At 62.2% G+C, this 24,987-nt stretch carries 26 protein-coding genes; 14 read left to right on the top strand and 12 right to left on the bottom strand.

What is annotated here, in order from left to right; translation table 11 throughout:
- Nucleotides 1-13 precede the first annotated feature (13 nt).
- Both AC07UB_RS22480 and AC07UB_RS22475 read left to right on the top strand, forming a co-directional pair.
- A complete protein-coding gene (locus AC07UB_RS22480; RefSeq protein WP_494654967.1) occupies nucleotides 14-409 on the top strand; it encodes a DoxX family protein in 396 nt (131 codons plus the stop codon).
- Nucleotides 410-589: 180 nt separating this feature from the next.
- Nucleotides 590-1,387 (top strand): alpha/beta fold hydrolase, encoded by a 798-nt coding sequence (locus AC07UB_RS22475; RefSeq protein ID WP_492790057.1) that lies wholly within the window; start codon nucleotides 590-592, stop codon nucleotides 1,385-1,387.
- Nucleotides 1,388-1,552: 165 nt separating this feature from the next.
- Here AC07UB_RS22475 and AC07UB_RS22470 read toward each other — a convergent pair whose 3' ends face one another.
- The 3 genes from AC07UB_RS22470 to AC07UB_RS22460 form a co-directional block, all read right to left on the bottom strand.
- Nucleotides 1,553-2,173 (bottom strand): transglutaminase-like cysteine peptidase, encoded by a 621-nt coding sequence (locus tag AC07UB_RS22470; RefSeq protein WP_494654965.1) that lies wholly within the window; start codon nucleotides 2,171-2,173, stop codon nucleotides 1,553-1,555.
- Between the two features lie 330 nt (nucleotides 2,174-2,503).
- A complete protein-coding gene (locus AC07UB_RS22465; RefSeq protein ID WP_492790055.1) occupies nucleotides 2,504-3,118 on the bottom strand; it encodes a PilZ domain-containing protein in 615 nt (204 codons plus the stop codon).
- 85 nt (nucleotides 3,119-3,203) lie between these two features.
- Nucleotides 3,204-3,770, bottom strand: a complete 567-nt coding sequence (locus tag AC07UB_RS22460) for a PAS domain-containing protein (RefSeq protein ID WP_492790054.1) — start codon at nucleotides 3,768-3,770, stop codon at nucleotides 3,204-3,206.
- 494 nt (nucleotides 3,771-4,264) lie between these two features.
- Here AC07UB_RS22460 and AC07UB_RS22455 point away from each other — a divergent pair, with 494 nt between their 5' ends.
- Nucleotides 4,265-5,032 carry a rhomboid family intramembrane serine protease gene (locus AC07UB_RS22455; protein ID WP_492790053.1) on the top strand — a complete coding sequence of 256 codons (768 nt, stop codon included), beginning with the start codon at nucleotides 4,265-4,267 and terminating at the stop codon, nucleotides 5,030-5,032.
- Nucleotides 5,033-5,216: 184 nt separating this feature from the next.
- Entirely contained in the window at nucleotides 5,217-5,645 is a 429-nt protein-coding gene (locus AC07UB_RS22450; RefSeq protein WP_492790052.1) for a CBS domain-containing protein, read from the top strand.
- 171 nt (nucleotides 5,646-5,816) lie between these two features.
- Here AC07UB_RS22450 and AC07UB_RS22445 read toward each other — a convergent pair whose 3' ends face one another.
- Nucleotides 5,817-6,845, bottom strand: coding sequence for a patatin-like phospholipase family protein (locus tag AC07UB_RS22445; RefSeq protein ID WP_492790051.1), 1,029 nt, complete (start codon nucleotides 6,843-6,845; stop codon nucleotides 5,817-5,819).
- Between the two features lie 346 nt (nucleotides 6,846-7,191).
- Between AC07UB_RS22445 and AC07UB_RS22440 the strand changes: the two genes are divergently transcribed.
- On the top strand, nucleotides 7,192-8,163 hold the full coding sequence (locus AC07UB_RS22440) for an RgsD C-terminal domain-containing protein (RefSeq protein ID WP_492792652.1): 972 nt from the start codon (nucleotides 7,192-7,194) through the stop codon (nucleotides 8,161-8,163).
- A 191-nt stretch (nucleotides 8,164-8,354) separates the two neighbouring features.
- Nucleotides 8,355-10,823, top strand: a complete 2,469-nt coding sequence (locus AC07UB_RS22435; RefSeq protein WP_492790050.1) for a putative bifunctional diguanylate cyclase/phosphodiesterase — start codon at nucleotides 8,355-8,357, stop codon at nucleotides 10,821-10,823.
- Nucleotides 10,824-10,835: 12 nt separating this feature from the next.
- Here the strand turns inward: AC07UB_RS22435 and AC07UB_RS22430 are convergent, their stop codons facing one another.
- Entirely contained in the window at nucleotides 10,836-11,399 is a 564-nt protein-coding gene (locus AC07UB_RS22430) for a nitroreductase family protein (RefSeq protein WP_492790049.1), read from the bottom strand.
- 125 nt (nucleotides 11,400-11,524) lie between these two features.
- Complete coding sequence (gene thrS, locus AC07UB_RS22425; protein WP_492790048.1) at nucleotides 11,525-13,561, bottom strand: threonine--tRNA ligase; 2,037 nt, start codon at nucleotides 13,559-13,561, stop codon at nucleotides 11,525-11,527.
- A gap of 210 nt (nucleotides 13,562-13,771) precedes the next feature.
- Between thrS and AC07UB_RS22420 the strand changes: the two genes are divergently transcribed.
- Complete coding sequence (locus tag AC07UB_RS22420) at nucleotides 13,772-14,878, top strand: MFS transporter (protein WP_492792651.1); 1,107 nt, start codon at nucleotides 13,772-13,774, stop codon at nucleotides 14,876-14,878.
- A gap of 5 nt (nucleotides 14,879-14,883) precedes the next feature.
- Here AC07UB_RS22420 and yidD read toward each other — a convergent pair whose 3' ends face one another.
- Nucleotides 14,884-15,228: a membrane protein insertion efficiency factor YidD gene (gene yidD, locus AC07UB_RS22415; protein ID WP_492790047.1), complete on the bottom strand. Its 345-nt coding sequence runs from the start codon at nucleotides 15,226-15,228 to the stop codon at nucleotides 14,884-14,886.
- Between the two features lie 294 nt (nucleotides 15,229-15,522).
- Between yidD and AC07UB_RS22410 the strand changes: the two genes are divergently transcribed.
- Nucleotides 15,523-16,416, top strand: a complete 894-nt coding sequence (locus AC07UB_RS22410; RefSeq protein ID WP_494654959.1) for a COG3904 family protein — start codon at nucleotides 15,523-15,525, stop codon at nucleotides 16,414-16,416.
- Between the two features lie 4 nt (nucleotides 16,417-16,420).
- Here AC07UB_RS22410 and AC07UB_RS22405 read toward each other — a convergent pair whose 3' ends face one another.
- The gene (locus tag AC07UB_RS22405; protein WP_494654958.1) at nucleotides 16,421-16,882 is read right to left on the bottom strand and encodes an iron-sulfur cluster assembly scaffold protein; all 462 of its coding nucleotides are present in this window, start codon (nucleotides 16,880-16,882) and stop codon (nucleotides 16,421-16,423) included.
- A gap of 286 nt (nucleotides 16,883-17,168) precedes the next feature.
- On the opposite strand from AC07UB_RS22405, the gene folE reads away from it, so the two are divergent.
- From folE to AC07UB_RS22385, 4 genes are all read left to right on the top strand, one after another.
- Nucleotides 17,169-17,837: a GTP cyclohydrolase I FolE gene (gene folE / locus AC07UB_RS22400; RefSeq protein ID WP_492790044.1), complete on the top strand. Its 669-nt coding sequence runs from the start codon at nucleotides 17,169-17,171 to the stop codon at nucleotides 17,835-17,837.
- 50 nt (nucleotides 17,838-17,887) lie between these two features.
- Entirely contained in the window at nucleotides 17,888-18,322 is a 435-nt protein-coding gene (gene hisI / locus AC07UB_RS22395) for a phosphoribosyl-AMP cyclohydrolase (RefSeq protein ID WP_494654956.1), read from the top strand.
- Nucleotides 18,323-18,393: 71 nt separating this feature from the next.
- Nucleotides 18,394-19,368, top strand: coding sequence for a lytic transglycosylase domain-containing protein (locus tag AC07UB_RS22390; RefSeq protein WP_494654954.1), 975 nt, complete (start codon nucleotides 18,394-18,396; stop codon nucleotides 19,366-19,368).
- Nucleotides 19,369-19,458: 90 nt separating this feature from the next.
- On the top strand, nucleotides 19,459-20,184 hold the full coding sequence (locus tag AC07UB_RS22385; RefSeq protein WP_492790041.1) for a sulfite exporter TauE/SafE family protein: 726 nt from the start codon (nucleotides 19,459-19,461) through the stop codon (nucleotides 20,182-20,184).
- A 40-nt stretch (nucleotides 20,185-20,224) separates the two neighbouring features.
- Here the strand turns inward: AC07UB_RS22385 and AC07UB_RS22380 are convergent, their stop codons facing one another.
- Entirely contained in the window at nucleotides 20,225-20,650 is a 426-nt protein-coding gene (locus tag AC07UB_RS22380) for a VOC family protein (protein WP_492790040.1), read from the bottom strand.
- 68 nt (nucleotides 20,651-20,718) lie between these two features.
- On the opposite strand from AC07UB_RS22380, the gene AC07UB_RS22375 reads away from it, so the two are divergent.
- Together AC07UB_RS22375 and AC07UB_RS22370 are read left to right on the top strand one after the other, a co-directional pair.
- Nucleotides 20,719-21,321, top strand: a complete 603-nt coding sequence (locus AC07UB_RS22375; protein ID WP_492790039.1) for a TetR/AcrR family transcriptional regulator — start codon at nucleotides 20,719-20,721, stop codon at nucleotides 21,319-21,321.
- A 144-nt stretch (nucleotides 21,322-21,465) separates the two neighbouring features.
- Nucleotides 21,466-22,773: a DUF2336 domain-containing protein gene (locus tag AC07UB_RS22370; RefSeq protein ID WP_492790038.1), complete on the top strand. Its 1,308-nt coding sequence runs from the start codon at nucleotides 21,466-21,468 to the stop codon at nucleotides 22,771-22,773.
- Between the two features lie 112 nt (nucleotides 22,774-22,885).
- On the opposite strand, the gene AC07UB_RS22365 is transcribed toward AC07UB_RS22370, so the two are convergent.
- From AC07UB_RS22365 to AC07UB_RS22355, 3 genes are all read right to left on the bottom strand, one after another.
- Nucleotides 22,886-23,464 (bottom strand): Hpt domain-containing protein, encoded by a 579-nt coding sequence (locus AC07UB_RS22365; RefSeq protein WP_492790037.1) that lies wholly within the window; start codon nucleotides 23,462-23,464, stop codon nucleotides 22,886-22,888.
- A gap of 8 nt (nucleotides 23,465-23,472) precedes the next feature.
- Complete coding sequence (locus AC07UB_RS22360; RefSeq protein WP_492790036.1) at nucleotides 23,473-24,018, bottom strand: response regulator; 546 nt, start codon at nucleotides 24,016-24,018, stop codon at nucleotides 23,473-23,475.
- 93 nt (nucleotides 24,019-24,111) lie between these two features.
- Nucleotides 24,112-24,891, bottom strand: coding sequence for an NAD kinase (locus AC07UB_RS22355; protein WP_494654950.1), 780 nt, complete (start codon nucleotides 24,889-24,891; stop codon nucleotides 24,112-24,114).
- Between the last annotated feature and the right edge of the window lie 96 nt (nucleotides 24,892-24,987).

Below are 24,987 nucleotides of genomic sequence, written 5' to 3'. Positions count from 1 at the left end.
CAAAGGAGATACTATGGCGCATAAGACCGCAGCCAACTGGATTGGTTATGTCATGAGTGCCCTCGTGGTGCTGGCATTGTTCGCCGACGCCGGCACGCAGCTGTTTGCACCGCATCTGTTGAAAGCCGAGATGGATGCGACCGGCTTTTCGCAAAGTCTTGCAACGCCGCTCGGCATCATCATGCTCGCATGTGGCGTTCTTTATGCGATACCCCGCACTAGCGTTCTCGGCGCGATTCTGACCACGGCTTTTCTCGGCGGCGCAATCTGCGCCCACTTCCGGCTCGGTGAATTCGCATCGCCGCCGCAACTCATCTGTTTGCTTCTCGGCGTTCTCACCTGGGGTGGTCTTTACCTGCGCGACGCGCGACTGCGTGCGCTGTTGCCGCTGACGCAGTCGCCGTCGTGACGCAGAAGAACGGACGGCATCACTCATGCGTCCGGTCACGCGCACTCTGACAGCAAACCGAATGATACAATGTGCAAATGTATCAGTCGAAATTGCGCTTTCTTGCCGTTTGAAAATAGTGTTTGAAGATCGTCGCTCAACTCATTTGAGCCAACATCAAAGACATTCGGGGAGATCGTCATGGTTGGAGTTACGCGGCGGCAGATTGTAGCAACTGGCATTGGAGCTTTGGCAGCCGTGAACGGCGTGTCCAAAGCCGATGCGCAAACGGCCGCGCCGAAAACATTCGTTCTGGTTCACGGTGCATGGCATGGCGGATGGTGCTGGCGTCAGGTTTCCGATGCCCTCGTCAAACAAGGTCATCGGGTGTTTGCGCCGACGCTGACCGGACTGGGCGAACGCTCTCATCTGCTGAACAAGAGCATCAATCTCACGACGCACATCACCGACATCGCCAATGTCATCCAGTACGAGGATTTGTCCAACGTCGTGCTGGTCGGTCATTCCTACGGCGGCATCATCATCAGCGGCGTGGCTGAGCGGCTCGCGGACCGGATATCGTCCATCGTCTTCCTCGATGCTTTCCTGCCGGAAGACGGCGAAACGCTTTTGCAAAAATCGTCTCCGGCTTTCGTTGCCGCCATCAATACCGCGATGGAAAAGGGCGAAAGCGGAATCAAGCCGCCGCCGGCGGCGGCTTTCGGCGTTCTGGAAAAGGATCGTGCCTGGGTTGACGGCAAGACAACGGCCCAGCCGGTCGGGACGTACACCGAGGCGGCAGTGTTCAAGGGCGCGCGAGACAGGATAGCGAAGAAGATCTATGTGCGCGCCAAGGGTTACAAGAGCGCCACATTCGACGCGAACCTTGCGAAGGCAAAGGACTCCGGCAAGTGGAAGACGCTTGAACTCGACATCGGTCACGACGTGATGGTCATCGATCCGGCGCAGGTCACGTCGATCATTCTTGAAAACGCATAGCGATCAACGAAGCGCTTTCCCAAAAGTTGCGGCCGAGCCTGGGGGAGGCTCGGCCGCGCACGATCCGGTCTGGGACGGGGAGGGGTGGGGATAAGACCGGGCCGTGGGTTCCTATGTCTTCAAGTATTCATTTTTGAGCGTGACGTTTCGGTCGTGCTCCAAATCTCAGCGTGAACTCGCGGTGGACACCGCCGGATGTGAATCTCCAAGCGAGACCCAGGCGTTCGGATCGCTCTGCGACTGCCGCTTCACGAAGCGGTAGCCGGTGTCGGTCCAGGCGACGACTTCCTCGTTCTGGTTGTCGAGGATGAATTCGCCCTTGTCGGACTTCACCGTCAGCACCGCGTGGCCTTCGCCCTTCTTGTCGCGCACAACCGTGATCAGCAGCGCCTCGCGCGGCCATCCGGCGTCGATCAGCATCTTGCGCTTGAGCAGGACGTAGTCCTCGCAGTCGCCATATCCGTCGGTCGGATACGACCACTTCTCGACCACGCCCCAGTGATCCATGTCGGTCAGCGGCTTGATGGTCTCGTTGACCCAGCGATTGACCCGCAGCAGATCCTTCCACGCGGCCTGCGTCATCACGATGTCGCGGGCCTGCGTCGCGCCGCCCCGGCAATCGCCGGGATTGTCAGAACAGAATTCAATCCAGCCGATCGGCGACCGTGTGGTGTCGCCCAGGCTGGCATAAAGCACGCGCTCGCCCGCAGCCTGTGCCGCAACCGAAAACCCCATCAGGCCGGCGACAATCGCCAGACCAACTCCCCGTCCACGAATTGAAAACATTGTGGCCCCCGTTTCTTGTTGGGACCACTTTTCACACAAAGGATTTGCACGGCGGCTAAGTCGTCGAAGTACAATTGAAGAAAGTACAAGTAAAAGCTGGCGCTAATTCAATTTATACTTGAGTAAAATGAGATTAAAATTTGAAATAACTGCTTTTGATTCAAATTTTATCTATCGCGCACCAAGTCGCTGATATCGCTTATGATTCCGCGTGCCCTTAGGCCTCGTCGGTCAGGGTGGGCGAGGCCGCCAAACGCATCGAGGCGATACCCGGGTTGCGGGTATCGCCTCGATCGGTCTCAAAACTCAGGAATTGGTAACCGCCGCTTTTTACCGCGCGCTTACGTTGTCTTCGACGGTCTCGGGAAGCTGCGCGTGAACAAACTCGATTGCGAAGCCTTCTTCGAGGTGGCGGACGACGCGGGCCTGCACGCGGCCGAGCATCACGGGTTCGCCGACCAGCGGCTTCATTTCGGCGGCCAGCGCCGCGCCGGACAGCGACAGGTCCATGATCCGGCACGGCATCGCGCGGCCGTCGTCGAACTTGAGGACCGACATCGGATTGCGCGGCACGATGCGGTCGTGGCGGCGATCTTCTGGAAGGTTGAGGATCTGGCGGTTGGCGAGCCAGGTGAGCTGGGCCGCGAGTTTGTCGCGCTTGCGCGGTGTCGCGCCGACTGTCATGGCAAAGCCGTTGTCGAGCAGGCGGGTGATCTTGCCTTCGACGCGGCCGATGTGATCGAGATAGGCGACCACGCGTTCGCCGACGTTGCCGATCCCGGGCGCCAGCATGGCGAGGCCGCCGGGCGACATATCGATAACCTGACATGGAAATTCACGCCGGTCGGCCAGCATGTAGCGGCCGAGCAGATGAACCTTCACACGTTGAAAGCGTCGCCGCTCCTGAGCGGATGGACGAATCGATTGTGTTTGCGCCAACGCCATTTCCAACACCGGTCGACCGGTTTTTCGGTAAGGATGAACCTTAAGGCGGTCAGGGTTAATGATCTGTTAGCCGTAATGGGGTGTGTCAACGCAGCCCTTCATAGACGGTCAGGCCTCGGATGAGCGACCACTTCCGCAGGGCGCGCGGCCCCCGCCGGTCCTCGCGCAAATGACGCCAGGACGTCAGGCTGAAATCCTTCAGGCCGCCATAGGTCTGCGAGTTGTCCATGGCATTGAGCGGGGCAAGCAGTCCGGTCAGGCTGACCGGCGTATGCGAGCGGGCGCTGAAGGGCAGGAGCAGGAGTTCGAGATGGACCCGCGATCCATCCGCCCTCAGCGCCGTAATGCCGAACACGGTGGCCAGCGTTTCCTCGGCCACAATTCCGATGAGGTCCTGCATCTCCGTGCGATCGTCGTCGCGGAACAGGCTGACAAAGCTTTGTCCCTTGAGGTCCGAGCCGACCAGGGCGCACATCCGGGTTCCGGCCACCCGGAACGGGTAACCGGCCGCGGAATCGTAGGACAGGACGAAGATGTCACCGAGCAGGTGGCGGACCTGCTCCGGTTCCAGATCGCTGCGCTCGGGGGCGGCGGCGCCTGCGCGCTTCTCGTCCCAATAAGCGTAAAACTCGCGGGTTGCCTGATGCTTCATGGCTCGGTTCCGTCCCGTGCAAGCCGGTGACGGGACAGATTTGTCCCGCTTCCAGGCGCTGCACGGCCCTTCTTTGTTGTGCGGGACTGACGGTGCAGCGTCCATGCCGAAGGCGGGATTCACGCGCCCGGACGGCGGGTTTGCGTCGTTAACGTTAAATTTACCATGAGCTTTGTGAATGGACGTATCTGACCTAGTGTCTGAGCACTCCAAGTCGCCGGTCTTCTCCAGGGATCGGCGGTGGTACGACGAACTCTTAGGTTGAACACAGGCGGCGGAAAACAATCTGGTCATGTGCGGGGAGGGGTGGGGATGCCCGGAGCGCGAAGCAGCGCTCTCACTCGAAAAGCCCGCGCAAAGACCGATGAGACCAAGGGGAGGGCCTTCAAGCCCTCCCTTTTTCTTTTGTCGCATCTGACCCTTGCGCTTGCACCGCACCGTCAAAGCCGCCTATCTCAGGAACGACCCTCGCTCGTTTCGGACATTGTGCGCCCTTGGACTCCCCCCAATCCCCTCGCGAACCGATCCTGACCATTCCCTTCGGCATGACCGCGCTTCTGGTCGTCATGGCCGGCATTCACGGCGTGCGCGCCCTGTTGCCGCTCGCCATCGATCAGGAAGTGATCTGGATGTTCGGGTTCGTGCCGGCGCGTTATGACGCCTCGGTGCTGGCGGGCAAATTTCCCGGCGGGTTCGGCGCCGAGATCTGGACCTTCCTGACCTACGCTTTCCTCCATGCGGATATCACCCACATCGCCTTCAACATGTTGTGGATGCTGCCGTTCGGCAGCGCGGTCGCGCGCCGGTTCGGCACCACGCGATTCTTTCTGTTCTTCGCCGTCACGGCGATTGCGGGTGCGTTCGCACATCTCGTCACCCATCAGCACGAAGTCGCGCCGATGATCGGGGCTTCCGCCGCGGTGTCGGGCGCGATGGCGGCTGCCATCCGCTTCGCCTTCCAGCGTGGGAGCTTTCTGTCGTTCCGGCGCGGCGATGCGGAAGCCGCGGCCCGCGTTCCCGCGCTGTCGCTGATGCGGTCGTTGCAGAATCCGAGCGTGCTCGGATTTCTCGCGGTCTGGTTCGGCCTCAACATCATCACCGGCCTTGGTGCGATCGCCATCGGCGCGTCCGCGCAGAGCATTGCGTGGCAGGCGCATATCGGCGGCTTTATTGCGGGGCTTGTGCTGTTCTCACTGTTCGATCCGGTGCCGCGCGCCATCATGCAGGACAATAATGCAGGCGCGCTGCCGCCGGCTGACTAGCCGCCCTGCGGCAATATGCTCAGTCTTGCGAGCACCCCATATTTGCTCCATCATCGTGCCAGAGATTGCCGAGGTGCACGAAACCAATCAGACGCTACGTTGTTTGACTCAAGACTAAAACTGGAGGCGCATCACGCTCGATATTGAGGGCAGGACTGCGCGGTCGGATTTTCGGGAGGCTGCAATGACGGTTCGAGCTGTTCTGGATACCAAGGGTCATCAGGTGATCAGCGTCTCGCCCGACGCCAAGCTTTCGGCGGCGATCAAGATTCTCTCCGAGAGACGCATCGGCGCCGTCATGGTGATGAGCGGCCAAAAAATCGACGGCATTCTTTCGGAACGCGACGTGGTGCGTGTGCTGGGCGAGCGGGGCGCGAGCGTTCTCGATGAGCCGGTCCGCAGCGTGATGACGTCGAAGGTCATCACTTGCAAGGAGTCGGACACCGTCGGCGCCATCATGGAAGTCATGACGTCCGGAAAATTCCGGCATTTGCCTGTCGTCGAAAACGACCGGATCGCCGGCCTGATTTCAATCGGCGACGTTGTGAAGTGGCGTGTCGCTGAATACGAGCGCGAACAGGAAGCGCTGCAGGATTACATCAAGACGGCATAGTGCCTAGCGCTTGATACTCTGTGCAAATGATGCGTCGTCCCGGCGAAGGCCTGGACCTATCATCCCCGATTTAATTGAAAAGAACTTCGACCATCGCGTCTTGCATCGAAGGCGTATGGTTATGGATCCCGGCCTTCGCCGGGGCGACCAGGAAAATCCATGCTGTCGCCGTTACGGCTGTGTCGGCTGCGCCGTGCCCGGCGTCTGGTTTGCCGTCGGGCTGAGCAGGCTGATCGCTTCCTGGATCGATTCGATGTTGCGCTCGGCCGCGCGGGCGCCGTGGTTGATGATTTCCTCGGCGCGATGGAAGTCGAACCAGCCGACCTTGCCGACGCGCGGCGAAATCAGAACGTCCGGCGGATCGCCGGCGAGGCGCGAGCGCGTGATGCGGTCCTGCATGATGTTGAACGCCTCAACCATCACGGTCGAGATTCCCGGACGTCCGGCGCTGCCGAAGAATTCACGCTTCACGGTTTTTTCGGCCGAGAAGAATTTTCCGAAGCCGCGCTTTTCCTGCACGGGTTCAGCGGAAGTCTCCTGCTCCCCGGCGGCCTTGCCGTGCGCGGAGATGAGCGTGCCGTGTCCGAACACATCGGTCGACACGTTGCAGGCGATGACGATTTCCGCGCCGAGTGCGCGCGCCGCCGACACCGGCACCGGATTGACGAGCGCGCCGTCGACCAGCCAGCGATCGCCGATCAGCACCGGCTCGAAGATCCCGGGGAGGGCATACGACGCGCGCACCGCGTCGACGAGCTTTCCGTTGGTGATCCAGATTTCGTGCCCGGTGTTCACTTCGGTGGAGACCGCGGCGAACTTGAGCGGAAGCTCGTCGATATAGGTTCCGCCGAACGACGCCTCGAGCTGGGCCGCGAGCTTGCTGCCGCCGATCAGACCGGAGCCGTTGAGCCGGATGTCGAGATAGCTGAAGATATTGCGCGGGAGGAGGCCCTTGGCCCAGCTCTCGAGCGTGTCGAGATGTCCCGCGGCATAGGAGCCGCCGACCACGGCACCGATCGACGTTCCAACAATGATGTCCGGAACGATTCCGTTGGCGAGAAGCGTGCGCAGAATGCCGATGTGAGCGAAACCGCGTGCCGCGCCGCCGCCCAGTGCCAGCCCGATGGTCGGCTTTTTTGTCACCAGCGCCGCTTTGTCCTGAGCATCGTTCTGGCGAAATCCCATCAAACTTTCCAACACCGCTTGTCTCCCGAAGCCCTCGAATCGGCCCATCCCCGGCCAATTCAGTCATAAGAACGCGAAATGAGTGTGATTGTGTCGCCGATACGCGTCCCGCGTAGTCAGGAAATATGACTGTAGCGCGGCCTATGGCGGTGCAGAAGGCGTTATTGCACGAATGACGGCCACGGCGGCGTGGTCAAGTGCGTTCTCAGGCTTGAATTTGCCTCGTTTTCGGTGAAAAACCAGCACCATGACCGCCCTCGGACACAGCCGCAGGACAGCCGTGTGTGAAGCGCGGGCCGTTGACCATGATGCTCTGCGCGGTCGCGCATGGCTGTGGTTGCTGGCACTCCTGTGCCTGCTGATGGCACTGGTGCCGAATCCCGCCGCGGCCCAATTCCTGGGCGATGCGCCGGCGCCCATTCCTCCCGCCAACGTGCCTATTCTACCGACCCCGTCCGGCCCGGCGATCAGCCTCGCGCCACCATCCGGTCCCGCTGCCGCGCCCGGCTTGCCGGCAACGCTCACCCAGCCTCCTGTGACCACGGCGGTGCCACCGCAACCCGCTCCGGCACCGGCGCAGGGTGTTCTCGCGCTGAACGCGCGGTTCGGAAAGGATCTGCCCGCCGTCAACAGTGGCGTGGTGTGGCGGGTTTATTCCGACAAGCCCGACGCCAGCGGCGCGTTTCAGCTGATCCGTGAAGATCGCACGGCGACGCCGAACATCGTTCTCGCACCCGGAGGGTATGTCGTTCACGCAGCCCTGGGTCTTGTGACCGCCGTGCGCCCCGTCACGTTGCGCAACGAGACGTTGCGCGAACAGTTCGATCTTCCAGCCGGCGGTCTGCGTATCGAAGGCCGTGTCGGCACCACCAAGATCCCGCAGGGGCAGATCACCTTCTCCATCTACAAAGGCAGCCAGTTTGAAATCGGAGAGCGCGCGCCGCTCGCGCAGAACGTCGCCGCGGGTGATGTGCTACTGGTGCCCGAAGGCACATATTACATCATCTCGAATTACGGTGACGCGAACTCCGTGGTGCGCTCGGACATTCGCGTGCAGGCCGGCAAGCTGACCGATGTGATTTGCACCCACCGCGCAGCCGTCATCACGCTCAAGCTGGTCAGCGACAAGGGCGGCGAGGCACTGGCCAATACCGCGTGGTCCGTCATCACGCCCGCCGGCGACGTCATCAAGGAATACAACGGCGCGTTTCCGAAGGTCACTCTCCAGGAAGGCGAATACCGCGTGATCGCGAAAAACGAAGGCAAGGTGTTCGAGCGTCCCTTCAACGTCAGCAACGGCGTCGATGGCGAAGTCGAAGTGATCGCGCGGTAAGCGCGTTGTCATTTTCTTGTATCAAATATGTCATGGTTTCTAACGCGCACTAACCATCGCGCGACTTAGAACTTTCACAAATCCCGCATTGTTCCGATCCGCGCGCAACGTTTACGCGGCCTTAAGTGCGCAAGCATTGGATACCGCCCGCTGACACGACAGAACGCCGTGTCGATGGTGTGGGGTGCGTTGTGGTGGCCGTCGCTAAATCGAAGAAGTCCAATCCAGAATTGTTCAGTGACGTTTCGGTTTTGCGCCGAAAATGGCAGGCGGCTCTCAAGCCCGGAAAAGATTTGCCGTTCTTTGAAGACGTCATGCTGGGCAGTCTTGGCCGTCTGGCCGATCACGTCATGCTCATCAAGGACGAGGGTGCCCAGTTCAAGGTTTCTCGGGCTGGCCGCTATGTCGAGCAATGGCTGGAGACCGGAATCTGGGATACGGCGCTCGATGCGTTTCCGCCCGATTGCGCACTGGTCCTGAGCGAAGCGGTCGCGAACGCGCGGCGGAGCGGCGAGCCGCATCTGGCCACAGCCCATTGCGTCCGCGACGGGCTGGTCCAGATTTACGATGTTTTCGCGCTGCCGGTCGCCTCGCGCTGGGGTGGCACCATGACCAGCGTCTATGTCAATCGGCGCGGCCTTCAGTACAATCTGCTCGACGCGATCTTCGCCGGCGCCGACGACGGCATCCTGTCGCTGGCGACCATTCGCGGCGTGGACGGCCAGCCCGCCGACTTCCAGATCGTGCATCTCAATCAGGGTACCGCGCGCCTGCTTCGGCTGCCGCCGGATGAATTGCGCTGGCGCCGGCTGGGCGCGGGCGCGCACGCGCTATGCTCGCAACAGGTTTTCGAGCGGCTCTGCGCCGTTGTCACTCACGGGGTCAGCGAACAGTTCGAAGTCAGCGATGACGCCAGCACGCTGAAGATCAGCGCAGCCCCGGTCGGCGATCTGCTCTCGCTGTCGCTGACCGATGTGACCGATCTCAAACGGCGCGAACAGTCGTTCCGGTTGCTGTTCGAAGGCAATCCGATGCCGATGTGGGTGTTCGATATCGCGACGAAGAATTTTCTCGGGGTGAACGACGCTGCGGTCAGCCACTACGGCTACGATCGCGCGAGTTTCCTGACCATGCAGTTGCAGGATATCTGGCCTCAGGACGAGTGGGACGAACACAGCCGCGCGCTGGGTCAGGTAGGGGACGTCTATCAGTCGGGCCGCAACTGGCGGCATCTGAAAGCCGACGGCAGCGAGATCGAAGTGCTGACATTCGGCCGCCGCGTGCCGTTCAACGGGCGCGACAGCTTTCTGGTGTCGGCCGTCGACATCACCGAACGGCGCAAGGCGGAGGCGCGGATCGCCTATATGGCGCATCATGATGCGCTGACGAACCTCGCCAATCGCGTGATGTTTCAGGAGCGGCTGCGGCAGGATCTCGAGCGCAGCCGTCTCGTCAACAAGAGCGTCGCGGTGCTTTGCATCGATCTCGACCTTTTCAAGAACGTCAACGATTCCTTCGGTCATCCGACCGGCGACAGGCTGCTGACGCTGGTAGCCGAGCGGCTCGCGGCGAACCCGCGTGCGGACAGTCTGGTCGCCAGACTCGGCGGCGACGAGTTCGCGATGATACTCGGAACCGATGCGTCACCGAACGAGATCAGCGATCATGCCATCCGCGTCATCGAAACTTTGAGCGCGCCTTACATGATCGACGGCCTGGAGGTCGTCATCGGCGCCAGCATCGGCATCGCGATCTCTCCCGGCGATGGCGATACCGGCGAAGAGTTGCTGCGCAATGCCGACATGGCGCTGTACCGCGCCAAGTCGGAAGGCGGCGGCGTGCATCATTTCTTCGAGAAGGAAATGGATCGCCATGCGCAGCGACGCCGCGACATGGAGATCGATCTGCGCCGCGCGCTGGCGAATGGCGAGTTCGAACTGCACTATCAGCCGCTGATCGATCTGGCGCAGGACCGGATCGTGGCCTTCGAGGCGCTGCTGCGCTGGCAACATCCCGTGAAGGGCATGATCTCGCCCGCCGATTTCGTTCCGGTGGCCGAGGACATCGGCCTGATCGTTCCGCTCGGCGAATGGGTGTTGCGCGAGGCCTGCCTGCAGGCGGCCAAGTGGCCGTCGGACATCAAGGTAGCCGTCAATCTGTCGCCGGCGCAATTCCGCAGCCGCGGGCTGACCCAGGTGGTGTTCTCGGCGCTGGCGCAGTCCGGTCTGTCACCGCTGCGGTTGGAGCTGGAAATCACCGAGTCGATCTTCCTCGCGGACAGCGAGGCCAATCTCGCGACTCTGCATCAGTTGCGCGATTTCGGCGTGCGCATCTCGATGGACGATTTCGGAACGGGCTATTCCAGCCTGAGCTACCTGCGCAGCTTTCCGTTCGACAAGATCAAGATCGATCGCTCGTTTGTGCGCGACCTTGCGGAACGGCCGGACTGCGCGGCCATCGTGCGCGCGATCTCAAGTCTTGGACGCAGCCTCAACATTTCGACGACAGCCGAAGGCGTCGAGACGATGGATCAGCTCGACCGGCTGCGCGACGAAGGCTGCACCGAGGTGCAGGGCTTCCTGTTCAGCGCCGCGCGTCCGGCGTCGGACGTCAGCGCGCTGCTCGGGAAGTTCGGCGATCAGGCGTCGAAGGCCGCATGATGTCTTGCGTCTTTAGAATCGCGTCACGATTTCGCTGAGCGCGGGGCGCGGGCGGTCGTCGGTGGGGCGCTCGGCCTTGCCGATGTGGATGAAGCCCGCGACCTTCTCGTCCGGCTTCAATCCAAGCGCGTCGAGCACATCGCGGTCGAATGCCATCCAGCCGGTCAGCCAGTTGGCCACGTATCCGAGCGCGTGCGCGGCATGGACGATGTTCATGGCGCTGGCGCCTGCCGATAATTCCTGTTCCCACGACGGCACCTTGGGATGATGCGAGGTCTTGCTCACCACCGCGATGACGAGCGGCGCGTGGGTGAAGCGTTTCTTCTCGGCCTCGACCTGGTCCGGGGTCGCGGTGACGTTCTTGGCGCGGAAGACGCGTCCGAAAATCTCGCCCGCTTTCGCGCGCGCGTCGCCCTCGAACACGATGAAGCGCCACGGCGCGATCTTGCCATGATCGGGTACGCGCGCGCCGATCGTCAGGATCGTTTCAAGCTCGGCGGGCGAGGGGCCGGGGCCGGTCATGTCGAACGGCTTCAGCGAGCGCCGCGTTTTCAGAAGATCGAGTGCATCGGGCATGGCAAATCCGGGGTGAGGCGCATCGCGGCGACGCGCGAGGCTGATATCGGAAATTCAGTCCGCGATAACAAGGTGTACAGTTTATGAGCCCTCTAAAGAGAGGGCTCATAAATGTATTCGCAGATTCAGGCGTTGGCCCGCTTCAGGTCCGGCGGCATCGCTTCATAGACCAGCGCCTTCAATGCTTCGTCGAGCGGCAACACGGTCTGGCCTTCGCTGCCGAGACGGCGGATCGAAACGCTGCGGCTTTCGGCTTCCTTCTTGCCGACCACGAGCAGCGCCGGCACCTTCGCCAGCGAGTGCTCGCGCACCTTGTAGTTGATCTTCTCGTTGCGAAGATCGATCTCGGTGCGCAGTCCGGCCTTGCGGCAGGCGGCCAGCACGTCGCGTGCGTAGTCGTCGCCGTCCGACGTGATGGTGGTGACGACCGCCTGCACCGGAGCGAGCCAAAGCGGGAAGTGCCCCGCGAAGTGCTCGATCAGAATGCCGGTGAAGCGCTCCAGCGATCCGCAAATAGCGCGGTGGACCATCACCGGCGTCACCTTGTTGGACTGATCGTCGATGTAGAACGCGCCGAACCGGCCCGGCAGGTTGAAGTCCACCTGCGTGGTGCCGCACTGCCATTCGCGGCCGATGGCGTCGCGCAGCACGTATTCGAACTTCGGCCCATAGAATGCGCCTTCGCCCGGATTGATCGAGGTCTTGATGCGGTTGTGACCCTGCGCCGCGATCTGCTCGAGCACCTTGGTCATCACCGTCTCGGCGTGATCCCACGCCTCGTCGGTGCCGACGCGCTTTTCAGGCCGGGTCGAGAGCTTGACCGTCAGTTCGCCGACGAAGCCGAAGTCTTCATAGGTCGACAGGATCAGGTCGTTGATCTTGAGGCATTCCTCGGCAAGCTGCGCCTCGGTGCAGAACACATGCGCGTCGTCCTGCGTGAAGCCGCGCACGCGCATCAGCCCGTGCATCGCGCCGGACGGCTCGTAGCGATGCACGACGCCGAACTCGGCGATGCGGATCGGCAGTTCGCGGTAACTCTTCAGGCCATGCTTGAAGATTTGCACATGGCCGGGGCAGTTCATCGGCTTGATGGCGAACCAGCGCTTGTCTTCGGCTTCGTCGCCGGCCGACTGCGCCGCGAACATGTTCTCGCGATACCATTCCCAGTGGCCGGAGGTCTCCCACAGCGACTTGTCGAGCATCTGCGGCGCGTTCACTTCATCGTAGTCGCCCGCAAGGCGGCGGCGCATGTAGGCGATGATCGCCTGGAACACGGTCCAGCCTTTCGCGTGCCAGAACACGACACCGGGGCCTTCTTCCTGGAAATGAAACAGGTCCATCTCGCGCCCCAAGCGGCGATGGTCGCGCTTTTCGGCTTCCTCAAGCTGCTTGAGGTAAGCGTCGAGCTCTTCCTGCTTCGCGAACGCCGTGCCGTAGATGCGGGTCAGCATCGGGTTGTTGCTGTCGCCGCGCCAGTACGCGCCCGCAACCTTCATCAGCTTGAAGGCATTGCCGACCTTGCCGGTGGAGGTCATGTGCGGTCCGCGGCAAAGGTCGAACCATTCGCCCTGTTTGTAGATCTTGATGGTCTGATCGTCCGGAATGGCGTCGAGCAACTCGACCTTGAAGTTCTCGCCCTTGTCGGCGAACACTTTCTTGGTGCGGTCGCGCGACCACTCTTCCTTGGTGAAAGGCGTGTCCTTCGCGATGATCTCGCGCATCTTCTTTTCGATGGCGGCAAAATCTTCCGGCGTGAAAGGCTCGTTGCGGAAGAAGTCGTAATAGAAGCCGCTGTCGATCACCGGGCCGATGGTGACCTGCGTGCCGGGCCACAGCGCCTGCACCGCTTCGGCGAGCACGTGCGCGGCATCGTGCCGGATCAGTTCCAGCGCGCGGGGATCGTCGCGGTTGATGAATTCGATTTTCGCGTCGCGCGAAATCGGATCGGCAAGATCGGTCACTTCGCCGTCGAGCGCCATCGCGACGGTGCGCTTCGCCAGCGAAGGCGAGATGCCCTTGGCGATGTCGAGGCCGGTGGTGTTCTTCGGGAATTCGCGCGCCGCGCCGTCGGGGAAGGTAACCGTCACCTTGGTGGATTCGACGGGCTTCAGATTTGCGAGGCTGTACTTCAATCCGGACGCGGGGGGATTCTGGTCGGTCATGTCGTTCTCCTGTGGCTCACTCCTGCGAACGGGCGCAGGTAAGCGGTGGGACCGTTGTATAGCAGCGGATTCGGGTGGTGCAATCGTCTGTTGCCCGGTGGTTATGCCCCGGAATCCTTAAAGCGAGCGTGCGCATAGCTTTCATGCACTTGCATCAAATGCGCGGTCTGCTAACACCGCGGCGTGAAACGCTTCGCCCCCACGTCCCTGATGCTCGGCAACTTCGTCACCGGCGTGAGCATCCTCGCGCCGGCGGGGATGTTGCCGGAATTGTCGCAGGAGTTCGGCGTCTCGATCCATGAAGCGGGTCTGCTCATTACCTTCGGCGCGATCGTGCTGTGCATCGGCTCGCCGCTCGCGGCATGGCTGACCAGCCGCTTCGACCGGCGGATTTTGCTGTCGGTGACGGTGGCGATCATGGCCGCCGCGCAGTTCGCTTCTGCGCTCGCGCCGAACTACGCGACATTGCTGATCGTGCGTCTTGCGATGCTTGCGGTCGCGGCCCTGTTTACGCCGCAGGCGGCGGGCGCGGCGGCGATGATGGTGCCGCCGGAGCGGCGCGGCAGCACGATGTCCTATGTGTTCCTCGGCTGGTCGCTGGCGCTTGCGATCGGCCTGCCGCTGATTGCCTATGTCGCGAACCATGTCGGCTGGCGCGTCGCATATACCGGCATCGGCGTGATCGCGCTGATCAATCTTGCGATGCTGATCTTGCGCATTCCCGCGGGTCTCGTGGGAACGCCGGTCGATCTCAAGACGTGGGGCGATCTCGCGCGTAATCCCCTGATCCTGCTGCTGCTGCTGATCACCGTGCTGCAGACATGCGGGCAGTTCGTGGTATTCACCTATCTCGGGCCGCTGTTCGCCAAGCTCGGCGGCAGTTCTCAACTGGCGGTCATTGCGTTCGGCATTTACGGCGTCATGGGTTTCATCGGCAACGTCATCGCCAGCCGCGTGGTCGATACGTGGGGTGCCTATCGCACATCGCTGACCGCGATGTCTTTGTTGCTGTTCGGAATCACGATGTGGGCGTTGGGTGCGGGCATCGTGCCTGTCATGCTGGCCTCGATGATTCCCTGGGGGTTTGCTTTCGCGCCGGCTAACTCGATGCAGCAGGTCCGGCTCGCGGGCGCGGCGCCGCTGTTCGCGAGCGCCTCGGTGTCGCTGAACACGTCGGGACTTTATATCGGTCAGGCTATCGGTTCGGGCATCGGCGGCGCGCTGTTCGCGCACGAGATGTATTACGCTATCGGCTATGTCGGCGTAGGCTTCCTTGTGCTTGCGCTGGGGTCGGTGGTTCTCTCGCGCCGAAGCTGACCGCTTTATTTTCCGTCGGTACCGTCGTTCACGCCACGCCAGCGCGCATAGCGCCACGGCAGATACCAGCGTGCGTTAGCCGAAACGGCATCCGGCACGTTGTCGATGCCCGAGGTGCCCCATGGCTGACAGCGCAATAGGCGCGCCAGTGTCATCCAGCCGCCGGCCCACAGTCCGTATCGCGCGATGGCTTCGTCGCCATAGACCGAGCAGGTCGGCAGGTGGCGGCAGTTGTAGCCGATCAGCGGCGACAGTGTATGCCGGTAGATCCAGATCATGCCGCGGCCGGCATTGCGCGGCAGATTCTGAAGTCCGCCGGCACAGTCGGGGCATCGGGCCGAATGTTTCATGTCGCTGCTAGCCGGATGTCATGTCGAATTTGTTGGCGGTTGCCGAAATCGTCGGCGTCACAATGACGGGTTCCCAATCATGGAACCATGAGTTGTTGTCTTTCCCGTCACACTCATCAAATTATCGCGATTTTGACTGCGCCGCAGCAAAAGTCGCATAGACGACAAATCCTGCCGCCACTACGCTTTTCATAACATCTGCATGACAGATTCGTTGTGCGACTCGGTACCGTGACTGCTTTGGGGCGGGGAAGGAACCAAGTGTCTCTCGTGAGGTCGCTAACATGGAGCGGCTTGGCGCGACTTTGCGCCGCTGCCATTTGTCTCGCGCTGCCTGGCTCCGCCACGCTCGGTGGCACGGCGCGCGCCGCGGCCACTCTCGAACTCCGCAAACTCCCGATGGATTTCACCTGGCACGCCGCGCAACCGGGGTGCCAGCAGGATTGCGTCGGCTGGATCGGCGCGGTTGGCGTCATCACGTCCGAGACGCCTGCGAAGTTCGAGACATTCGCAAGCGACCGCGCGCTCAAGGGTGCAACCGTGGTGCTGGATTCCAGCGGCGGCTCGGTGCTGGACGCGATCAAACTCGGGCGGCGCTGGCGCGGCCTCGGTATGCGCACCACCGTCGGCATCGTCGTCGAAAGGGAAGCTGCGGGCGGCGTTGCGCGAGACATCATCCCGGAAGCCTATTGCGAGTCGATGTGCGTGTTCCTGCTGCTGTCCGGTCAGACGCGCACCGTGCCGGACAAGGCGCATGTGCGTGTGCATCAGATATGGATGGGCGACCGCGCCGACGACGCCAAGGCCGCGACCTATTCGGCGGACGACCTGATGATCGTTCAGCGCGATATCGGCCGGCTTGCGAAATACACGTTCGACATGGGCGGCAGCGGCGATCTTCTGTCGCTCGCGCTGAGCATCCCGCCGTGGGAGGTTCTGCATCAGTTGTCGGCTGACGAATTGCGCCTGACCAATCTCGTGACCATGGATACGGTTGCCGATGCGAAGGGACCGAGGGACGCTGTTGCGGAGACCACCGGAAGCGTGGCGCCGAAAGCGATCCAGGATCGTTTCGCAGGCAGCGGCGAGATTCTTGAAAAGAGCGCGCGGGCTGTACCGGGCACGAAGACCGCCGAAGCGCATGTGCCGACAGGTGGCACGGCTCCGGCCGTATCAGAACGGAAATAACCCGTCAGCTTTGCGCAGTGGCGAGCTTCGCGTTCGCGGCTTTGGTCTCGATTTGCCCGACGGCATCCACCACCGCATCGAATGTAAGCAGGGTGGAGGCATGGCGCGCCTTGTAGTCGCGCACCGGCTCCAGCATGGCCACGTCGGCCCATTTACCCTCAGGGGGCGCGCCGTTTTCCTTCAGCATCTTGCGGACGGTTTCGCGCAACGTGCGCAATTCGTCGGCGCTCGAGCCGATCACATGGCGCGCCATGATGGAGGAGGAGGCCTGTCCCAGCGCGCAGGCCTTCACGTCATGGGCGAAATCGCTGACCACGCCGTCCTGCATCTTGAGGTCGACCTTGACGGTCGAGCCGCAGAGCTTGGAGTGGGCCGTGGCCGAGGCATCCGGGTCGGCCAGCCGCCCCAGACGCGGGATATTGCCCGCCAATTCGATGATTTTCTTGTTGTAGATGTCGTTCAGCATGGCAGAGGAATTCGCTCTTGCATGAGGCTGTTGCCGGTCTGCAACCCATTCCGACCCTTGGCGGTCGGGGACCTAAAGCCTATATAATGACCGAGATGCAGGAATGAACGGCCTGCATTTCAGCATTGCGGGGAATATAGACGGATTTTCCCGGATTTGCTGCAATCATGCGGGATAGGCGTCCGGCGGTTGATTTGGCTGCTGCGGCTGACCGGTGACACTCCGGCCCTCCATTTCGGCCCTTCTTGGGGTTGTTGTGGATGCGGGCCGGTCGAACGGAGACGACATGGACGCGATCATCAAGCCAATCCGCACCGGCAAGCCGGCGGAAAAATCCGAAATTCCTGCTTCAGACTACATGGCGGCAGCGCTCGATCCCGGTCTGGTTCGTCCGTCCCGCGACGAGGCCGAGGCAGCTGTGAAGACGCTGCTGGCCTATATCGGCGAGAACACCAGCCGCGAGGGCCTGCTCGATACGCCGCGCCGCATGGTCGAAGCCTATGACGAACTGTTTCAGGGCTATGCCCAGTGCCCCGCTGAAATCCTCGATCGCACGTTCGGCGAGACCGCAGGTTACGACGATTTCGTGCTGATCCGCGACATCAACTTCCATTCGCACTGCGAGCATCACGTGATGCCGTTCTACGGCAAGGCGCACATCGCCTACGCGCCGGTGGATCGCGTGGTGGGTCTGTCGAAGCTGGCGCGTCTGGTCGATGCCTTCGCGCACCGCCTGCAGACCCAGGAGCATCTGACCGCGCAGGTGGCCGGTGCGATCAACGCCATCCTCAAGCCGCGCGGCGTCGCGGTGGTGATGGAAGCCGAGCACACCTGCATGTCGGTGCGTGGCATCGCCAAGGAAGGCGCGAAGACTTTGACCACACGCTTCACCGGGATTTTCCAGGACAATCCCGACGAGCAGAACCGTTTCCTCAACATGGTGCGCGGCGTATAAGGCTTCCTTGCGGGAAGGCTTGACGCCTTCCCAGGATCAAGGGTGCCGACGTGACTGCAACTTCATCGCACACACACTCTCATGACGTCGAAGAGGGGCTGACATTCCAGCCCAAGTTCGACGCGTCCGGACTTGTGACCTGCGTCGCCACCGACGCGACCAGCGGCGACGTGCTGATGGTCGCTCACATGAACGATGAAGCGTTGCGCAAGACCATCGAGACGGGGGAGGGCTGGTATTACAGCCGTTCGCGCAAATCACTTTGGAAGAAGGGCGAAAGCTCCGGCCACGTCCAGCGCGTGGTCGAGATGCGGATGGACTGCGATCAGGACGCAGTATGGATTCGCGTCGAGCAGACGGGTGCTGCCTGCCACACGGGACGGCGCTCGTGCTTCTACCGCGCCGTCACGGGCGCGGATGGAGAGGCGAAGCTGACCTTTGTCGATGCCGACAAGGTGTTCGACCCGGCGAAGGTGTATCGCTGAGAGGCTGTTAACTCCTCGTTAACCATAAATGCGGCACGTTGCATGAGGTTCCTGGGGAGCGGGCACCCAACATGGCTGTCGATACTTCAACCATCGCCACTGGGCTTGAGTCTGCGCGCGCGAAAATCGCGGGCACGATCAAGAGTGCCGCCGATTCAACGGGCGCCAGCTTCGAGTATCTGATCTCGGCTGCGAAGATCGAATCCAATCTCAATCCCAAGGCGCAGGCCTCCACGTCATCGGCGCGGGGGCTCTACCAGTTCATCGAGCAGACCTGGCTCGGCACGGTGAAAGAGGCGGGGGCCGCGTTCGGGTTCGGCAAATATGCCGACGCCATCTCGAAGTCTTCGTCGGGCAGCTACTCGGTCAGCGATCCGTCCACGCGCGAGGAGATCCTCAAGCTGCGCGACGATCCCGCCGCCAATGCCGCGATGGCGGGTGTGCTGACGCAATCCAACAGCTTCAAGCTGACCGGCGCGATCGGCCGCCGCCCGACCGACGGCGAACTCTACATCGCGCATTTCATGGGCGTCGGCGGCGCGTCGAAACTGATCTCGAAGGCAGAGGACAGTCCCGGCGTGTCCGGTCCCGCACTGTTTCCAAGTGCTGCTGCTGCCAACCGCTCGATCTTCTACAACCGTGACGGCAGCGCGCGCAGCGTCTCGCAAGTCTATTCGGTGCTGACGTCGCGTTATGAAACCGCGGCGAATTCCCAGGTGGCGCGCACCGCGATGGCATCGGCGGGCGTCACGCCGGGTCAGCCGCGCATGGCCGCGGCGCCGGTCGACAACGCCGCTTATCTGTCGAGCTTTCCCCAGGTCCGCGCGCCCGCCACCGCCAATATGCAGGTCGCTTCCGCACAAACGGCAAGCACGCCGATGTTCCGTTCACTGTACCAGACGGGCGACCGTCCCGAGCCTGTGTCCCAGACCGTGCGCGATCTGTGGGGCAAGGCGACGCCAGTCGCGCAGGGCGGCGCTGCAAAGGCTGATGCGCCGCAAGGCCTCGGATTGTTCAGCGACACCACCGGCATATTTAGCGGATGAGATTGCCTGAAGAGACCGGTTGCCGGTTCGGCTCCCGATGATGACAATGCTGGGTGAGTCGCCTTTCGCGATCGGCACAGGCCCATCCCCTTGATCTACGTCTTCGTCCTCATCGTCGGCCTCTTCGCCGGCATTCTTGGCGGCATTGTCGGCACCGGCACGTCGATCATGCTGCTGCCTGTGCTGGCCTATTCGTTCGGGCCGAAGCAGGCGGTGCCGATCATGGCCATCGCTGCGATCATGGCGAACCTCGCGCGCATCATGGCGTGGTGGCGCGACGTGGATTGGCGCGCGGTCGCCGCTTACTCCATTCCGGGGATTCCGGCCGCCGCGCTTGGCGCGAGAACGCTGCTCGCGTTGCCGTCAGGTTTCGTGGACATCGCCATCGGCGTGTTTTTCATTCTGATGATCCCCTTTCGCCGCTGGATGGCCGCGCGTCATTTTACGCTGCCGCTGTGGTCGCTTGCTGTCGTCGGGGCGGGCATGGGGTATCTCACCGGCATCGTCGCATCGACGGGGCCGATGACGGTTCCGATCTTTGTGTCATACGGCCTGATCAGGGGGCCGTTGCTGGGAACCGAGGCGGCCAGCTCGCTCGCCGTCTACGTCAGCAAGGCGATCACGTTTCAGCGCCTCGATGCGTTGCCTCCGGATATCATGCTCAAGGGACTGATTGCGGGATCGTCGCTGTTCGTCGGCGCATTCATCGCCAAGCGCGTGGTGATGAAACTCGATGCGTCCGCCTTCCATCTTCTGATGGAGGGCCTGATGCTGGTCGCAGGCCTGTCGATGTTCTGGAACGCGTTTCAGGGCTGAGACTTCGATTCAGCTTCGAATCGCAGGTCCTTGATGCGACTCACGTTGGCAGCGAATCCTTTGCGTAAAGTTCGGCGAATTCCGCGCTTGGCGGGATCGGTTTGATGACGTCGATCAGGACGCCGTTGGGGTCCGACGTGATGAAGTGGCGCTGGCCGAACGCCTCGTCGCGCAGCGGGATCAGGATGGGCAGGTCCGCCGCCTTTGCCCTGGCGTAAACCTCGTCCGGATCTTCGACTTCAAAATTCAACAACAGCCCCGAGACCCGCCCGCGGCCGGCTTCGGGGATCGTTTCGTGACTGCCGTCGAGGACGGCGAGATTCACCGAGGGGTCTGTTGATGATCGCAGATGGACGTACCAGCCGCTCCGGAATGCTTCCTCGAAGCCGAAATGCGCCGTGTAGAACCGGGTGGTGCCGGGGACGTCGCGGGTCATGATGACGGGGTAGTAGCTCGTGATTTTCATGATGGTCATCCCTTGCCAATTGACATACAGTCTGTATGTTTATAGGAAATAACATACAGGCTGTATGTATGCAAGGTCTCGAGCCTAAAGATCCGCCGCGCTCCAATCGCGACCGTTCCGAGCAGACCCGGGCGGCCCTGATACAGGCGGCGCGGGCGCTCTTTGTCGACAAGGGCTACGGGGAAACCTCCACGCCGGACATCGCGGCCGCCGCGGGCATTACGCGCGGCGCGCTCTATCATCACTTCGAGGACAAGCGCGCGCTGTTTCGGGCCGTCGTCATGGACGAGGCGCTCGCGGTGGCGACTGCGATCGAGCAAAACGCGCCCGCGGGTTTGCGTCCCATCGATGCGCTGCTGGCCGGGAGCTCGGCTTATCTCGATGTCATGCGCGTACCGGGTCGGACGCGATTGCTGCTGATCGAAGGGCCGTCGGTGCTTGGACCGGCGGAGATGAAACAACTCGATGAGGACAATGCCGCGCGTACGCTGCGCGACGGACTTGAAGCGGCGATGAAGTCAAACGCTTCATCGTCCGTGCCGCTGGCGGCGCTCGCCGATCTGTTGTCCGCCGCCTTCGACCGCGCCGCGCTCGCCATCGATGCAGGTGAAGATGCCGAACAATACAAGGCCGCCATTGTCGCGCTGATCCGCCGCGTCGTTGAAAGCTGAGTTCGACCCACGGCCACCCGGTTAACAAAACCTCAACAACCGCAGCGGTTTATGGTGAACGCTTTCTTAAGTGTCATGGTTTACGTTTTCTAACAGTGGCGTCGCGTCGCGATGTCTTGGCATGTTGCGTAAGCCGGAACACACATGATCGTTCGGCAGTTTATTACCTGGGTTCGTAATGCTCCCGCAGGGGAGCGTGCAGAGGCGACGCGGTGTCTGGCGCGCGCCTGGCTCATTTCGGATTTGTCGGAAGACGATCGCGCCGCCGCAGAAGGCGCGCTGTTGATGCTTCTCGACGACGCTTCGCCGCTGGTCCGGCAGGCGATGGCCGAGGTGTTCGCCTATTCGGCTGACGCGCCGTCCGCCATCGTCGCCGCTCTTGCGATCGATCAGGCGTCGGTTGCGATGCCGATCCTGGAGAATTCTCCGCTGCTGCTCGATGCCGATCTGGTGGACATCGTCGCGACCGGAAACTCGGACACCCAATGCGCCATCGCGCGCCGCCTCGATCTGCCGGCGTCGGTCTGCGCGGCGATCGCGGAAGTCGGGTGTCCGTCGGCGACACTTGAAATGATCGAAAATCCGGCGGCGGAGCTTGTGCCGTTCTCGCTGGTGCGCATCGCCGACCGGCATGGCCATCTTGCCGCCATCCGCGAGTCGCTGCTGACGCTTGAGGATTTGCCCGCCGCGCTCCGCCTGACGCTGGCCCAGAAATTGTCGGGCACGCTCGCGCAGTTCGTGACGGCGCGCGAATGGATGAATCCGGATCGCGCCCAGCGTATCGCAACCGAGGCCATGGAACGCTCCACCGTCAACATCGCGGCGCGAACGCGCGGCGACGACATGACCGCGCTCGTGAGCCATCTGCGCTCCGTCGGCCAGCTTAATGTCGGGCTGATCCTGCGTGCGCTGCTGTCGGGGAACACCGAACTGTTCGAGGAATCGCTGGTGGAACTGTCCGGCCTGCCGCGCAGCCGTGTCGCTGCGATCGTGCATGATCGCGGCGGCGTCAGCCTCAACGCGCTGCTTGCGAAGGCGGGTCTGCCGGAATCCACCTATCAGGCTTTCCGCGCAGCGCTCGAGGCCAGTCATGAAATCGGCTTCGTCGGAACGGTTGGCGGCGCCACGCGGCTTCGCCGCCGCATGGTCGAGCGGGTTCTGACCCGATGCGAAACATCGGAGACGGTGTCCGAGCCCCTGCTGATCCTGCTGCGGCGTTTCGCAACGGAGTCGGCGCGCGAGGAAGCGCGCGTGTTCTGCGATGAACTCGTCGCCGATGATCTTGTGGCGACAGGTTTCGTCGAGACGCTCACCGCCCATGCTGCTCTTGAAGTGATCGAGAGCGATGATGGGTATCATGAATATGTCGAGCATCACGCACACGCAGAAACGGTCGAGTATGATGCATACGGCGACGACTACGGTTATGACGACCGGCTGATCGCGGCGTAGGATTCAATATTCAAGATTGCGTCATGCCCGGGCTGGTCCCGGGCATCTACGTTTTTCCAGCAAGTCGTGGATGGCTGGGAAAAGCCCGGCATGACGGCAGCAAAATCCGTTATCAGCCTTCCGGCACGATGCTCGGCGCAAGGATCGCTTCGAGATGCTCGGGGCGGTCGCGGTTCGCCCGGATGAGATACTCGTCCGCGACGCCGCGCAGACGCCTGCTCAGTTCGTCCGCCACGCCGACGGCGTTGATTTTGGACTGCTCGCGGACAATGGCCTGGATGGCATTGACGTGATGCATGATGAGGTTGTCGGGGACCCTGGCGAGATCAGGCGCGTGTTCGATGATCCGGCACAGGCTCTCGGCAGCGGCGGCGGCGGTGGGATAACCGAATGTCGCGGCGCCGCCCTTGATGTCATGCGCCGCGCGGAACAGTTCCTCGCGGTTCTCGCCGCTCAGTCCCTCGTTCTGGATCGCCGTGTGTGCCGCGCTCAGCCGCTCGCACTCCACGTGCATCCAGTCATTGAATTCGCCCGAAAGGTCGGCAAGCGCCTGTTCGGCCCGCGCGACCGGATCGTCCAGTTCCTTCTCGTCGGAATGCCGGACCATCTTGCGCAGCGGATTGGGCTGCGTGATGACCTGATAGTCCGCGAAGGTCTCGACCTTGATCTCGGGTGATTTCTTGCGCGACATCTTTTTTCCTAGCTGCCTGAGCGGGCTTTATCGAGCAGCGAGGGTTGCTGCATGATGTCGGCTTTGCCGCCGTTGCGCCGTTCGACGCCGATGTAGGCATTGTTGGTGTTGCGGCGCCGGTCCGGCCCGAAATAGTTCTTGGTCTTGATAAAGGGGCGCGGGTTGGCCACGACGTTGAGGATGCGCTGATAAAGCCCCTTGGCGGAGATCGGCTTTGCAAGAAATTCCGTCACGCCGGCGTCGCGCGCCACCATGACGCGGCGCTTCTCGGAATGACCGGTGAGCATGATGATCGGCGCGTAGGGATTGCCCGCGCCGTCGGGCTGGCGGATCATTTGCGCAAGCTCGAGTCCATCGAAGATCGGCATCGACCAGTCGCAAATGACGATGTCGGGAACGTAGTGGCTGTACATTTCAAGCGCGGTGGCGCCGTCTTCGGCCTCGTAGACTTCGCGCGCGCCGAACGAATGCAACAGCGTGCGGAGAATGCGCCGCATGTGCGCATTGTCGTCGCACACGAGAAACCGCAGCTTGTTGAAATCAATAATGATCATGCGCAGCCCGAGACGGCGCACCAAAAAAGGTACACCCGGCGTTAACTATATCGGGGCGCCGTTAACGAATAGTTATCCAAGCGGGCCAAGGGGTTAAAACCCGAACTGCTCGCTGAGAATGCGCTCTTCCAGGCTGTGGCCGGGGTCGAACAACATGCGGATCGAGATGGTCTTGTCCGCGATGACCTCGACCCGCCTCACGTCGCGGGCCTCGTCATGGTCGGCGACGGCCGCGACCGGGCGCTTGTCGCTTTCGAGCACCTCGAAAACGACGAAGGCGGTATTGGGCAGCAGCGCACCGCGCCAGCGGCGAGGGCGGAACGGGCTGATCGGCGTGAGCGCAAGGAGCGCTGCGTTGATCGGCAGGATCGGGCCTTGCGCCGACAGGTTGTAGGCGGTCGAACCGGCAGGCGTCGCCACCATGATGCCGTCCGAGATCAGTTCGGCCATACGTTCGTGTTCGTCGACCAGAATCCGCAGCCGCGCGGCCTGGTGGCTCTGCCGGAACAGCGAAACCTCGTTGATGGCGTGATGGATATGCACCGTGCCGTGGATGTCGGTCGCGCGCATCAGCAGCGGATTGATGACGGTCAGCTTCGCCGCCTCCAGCCGCTCGGCCAGTGCGTGCGGGCTGAACTCGTTCATCAGGAAGCCGACGGTGCCGCGATGCATGCCGTAGATCGGAATGCCGGAACGCATGTGCCGGTGCAGCGTTTGTAGCATCAGGCCGTCGCCGCCGAGGGCCACAACTACGTCGGCATCGTCAGCCGGCCGGTTGCCATAGGTGGTGGTCAACTGGGCGAGGGCCTGCTGGGCCTCCGCGCTCGGACCTGCCACGAAAGCAATGCGCTCGTATTTCTTCGGCGTCGTCATCCCGGATCGGCCCAGCCCTGAAAAGCGCACGGCACGATGACATGACGCGCGCGGGCTTCGTCTATACGAGGTTTTCCGGTGTTGTCGAGGCGCGAT

Source organism: Afipia sp. GW821-FHT04G03, assembly GCF_059419985.1.
This window is presented reverse-complemented; position numbering and strand designations above follow the sequence as displayed.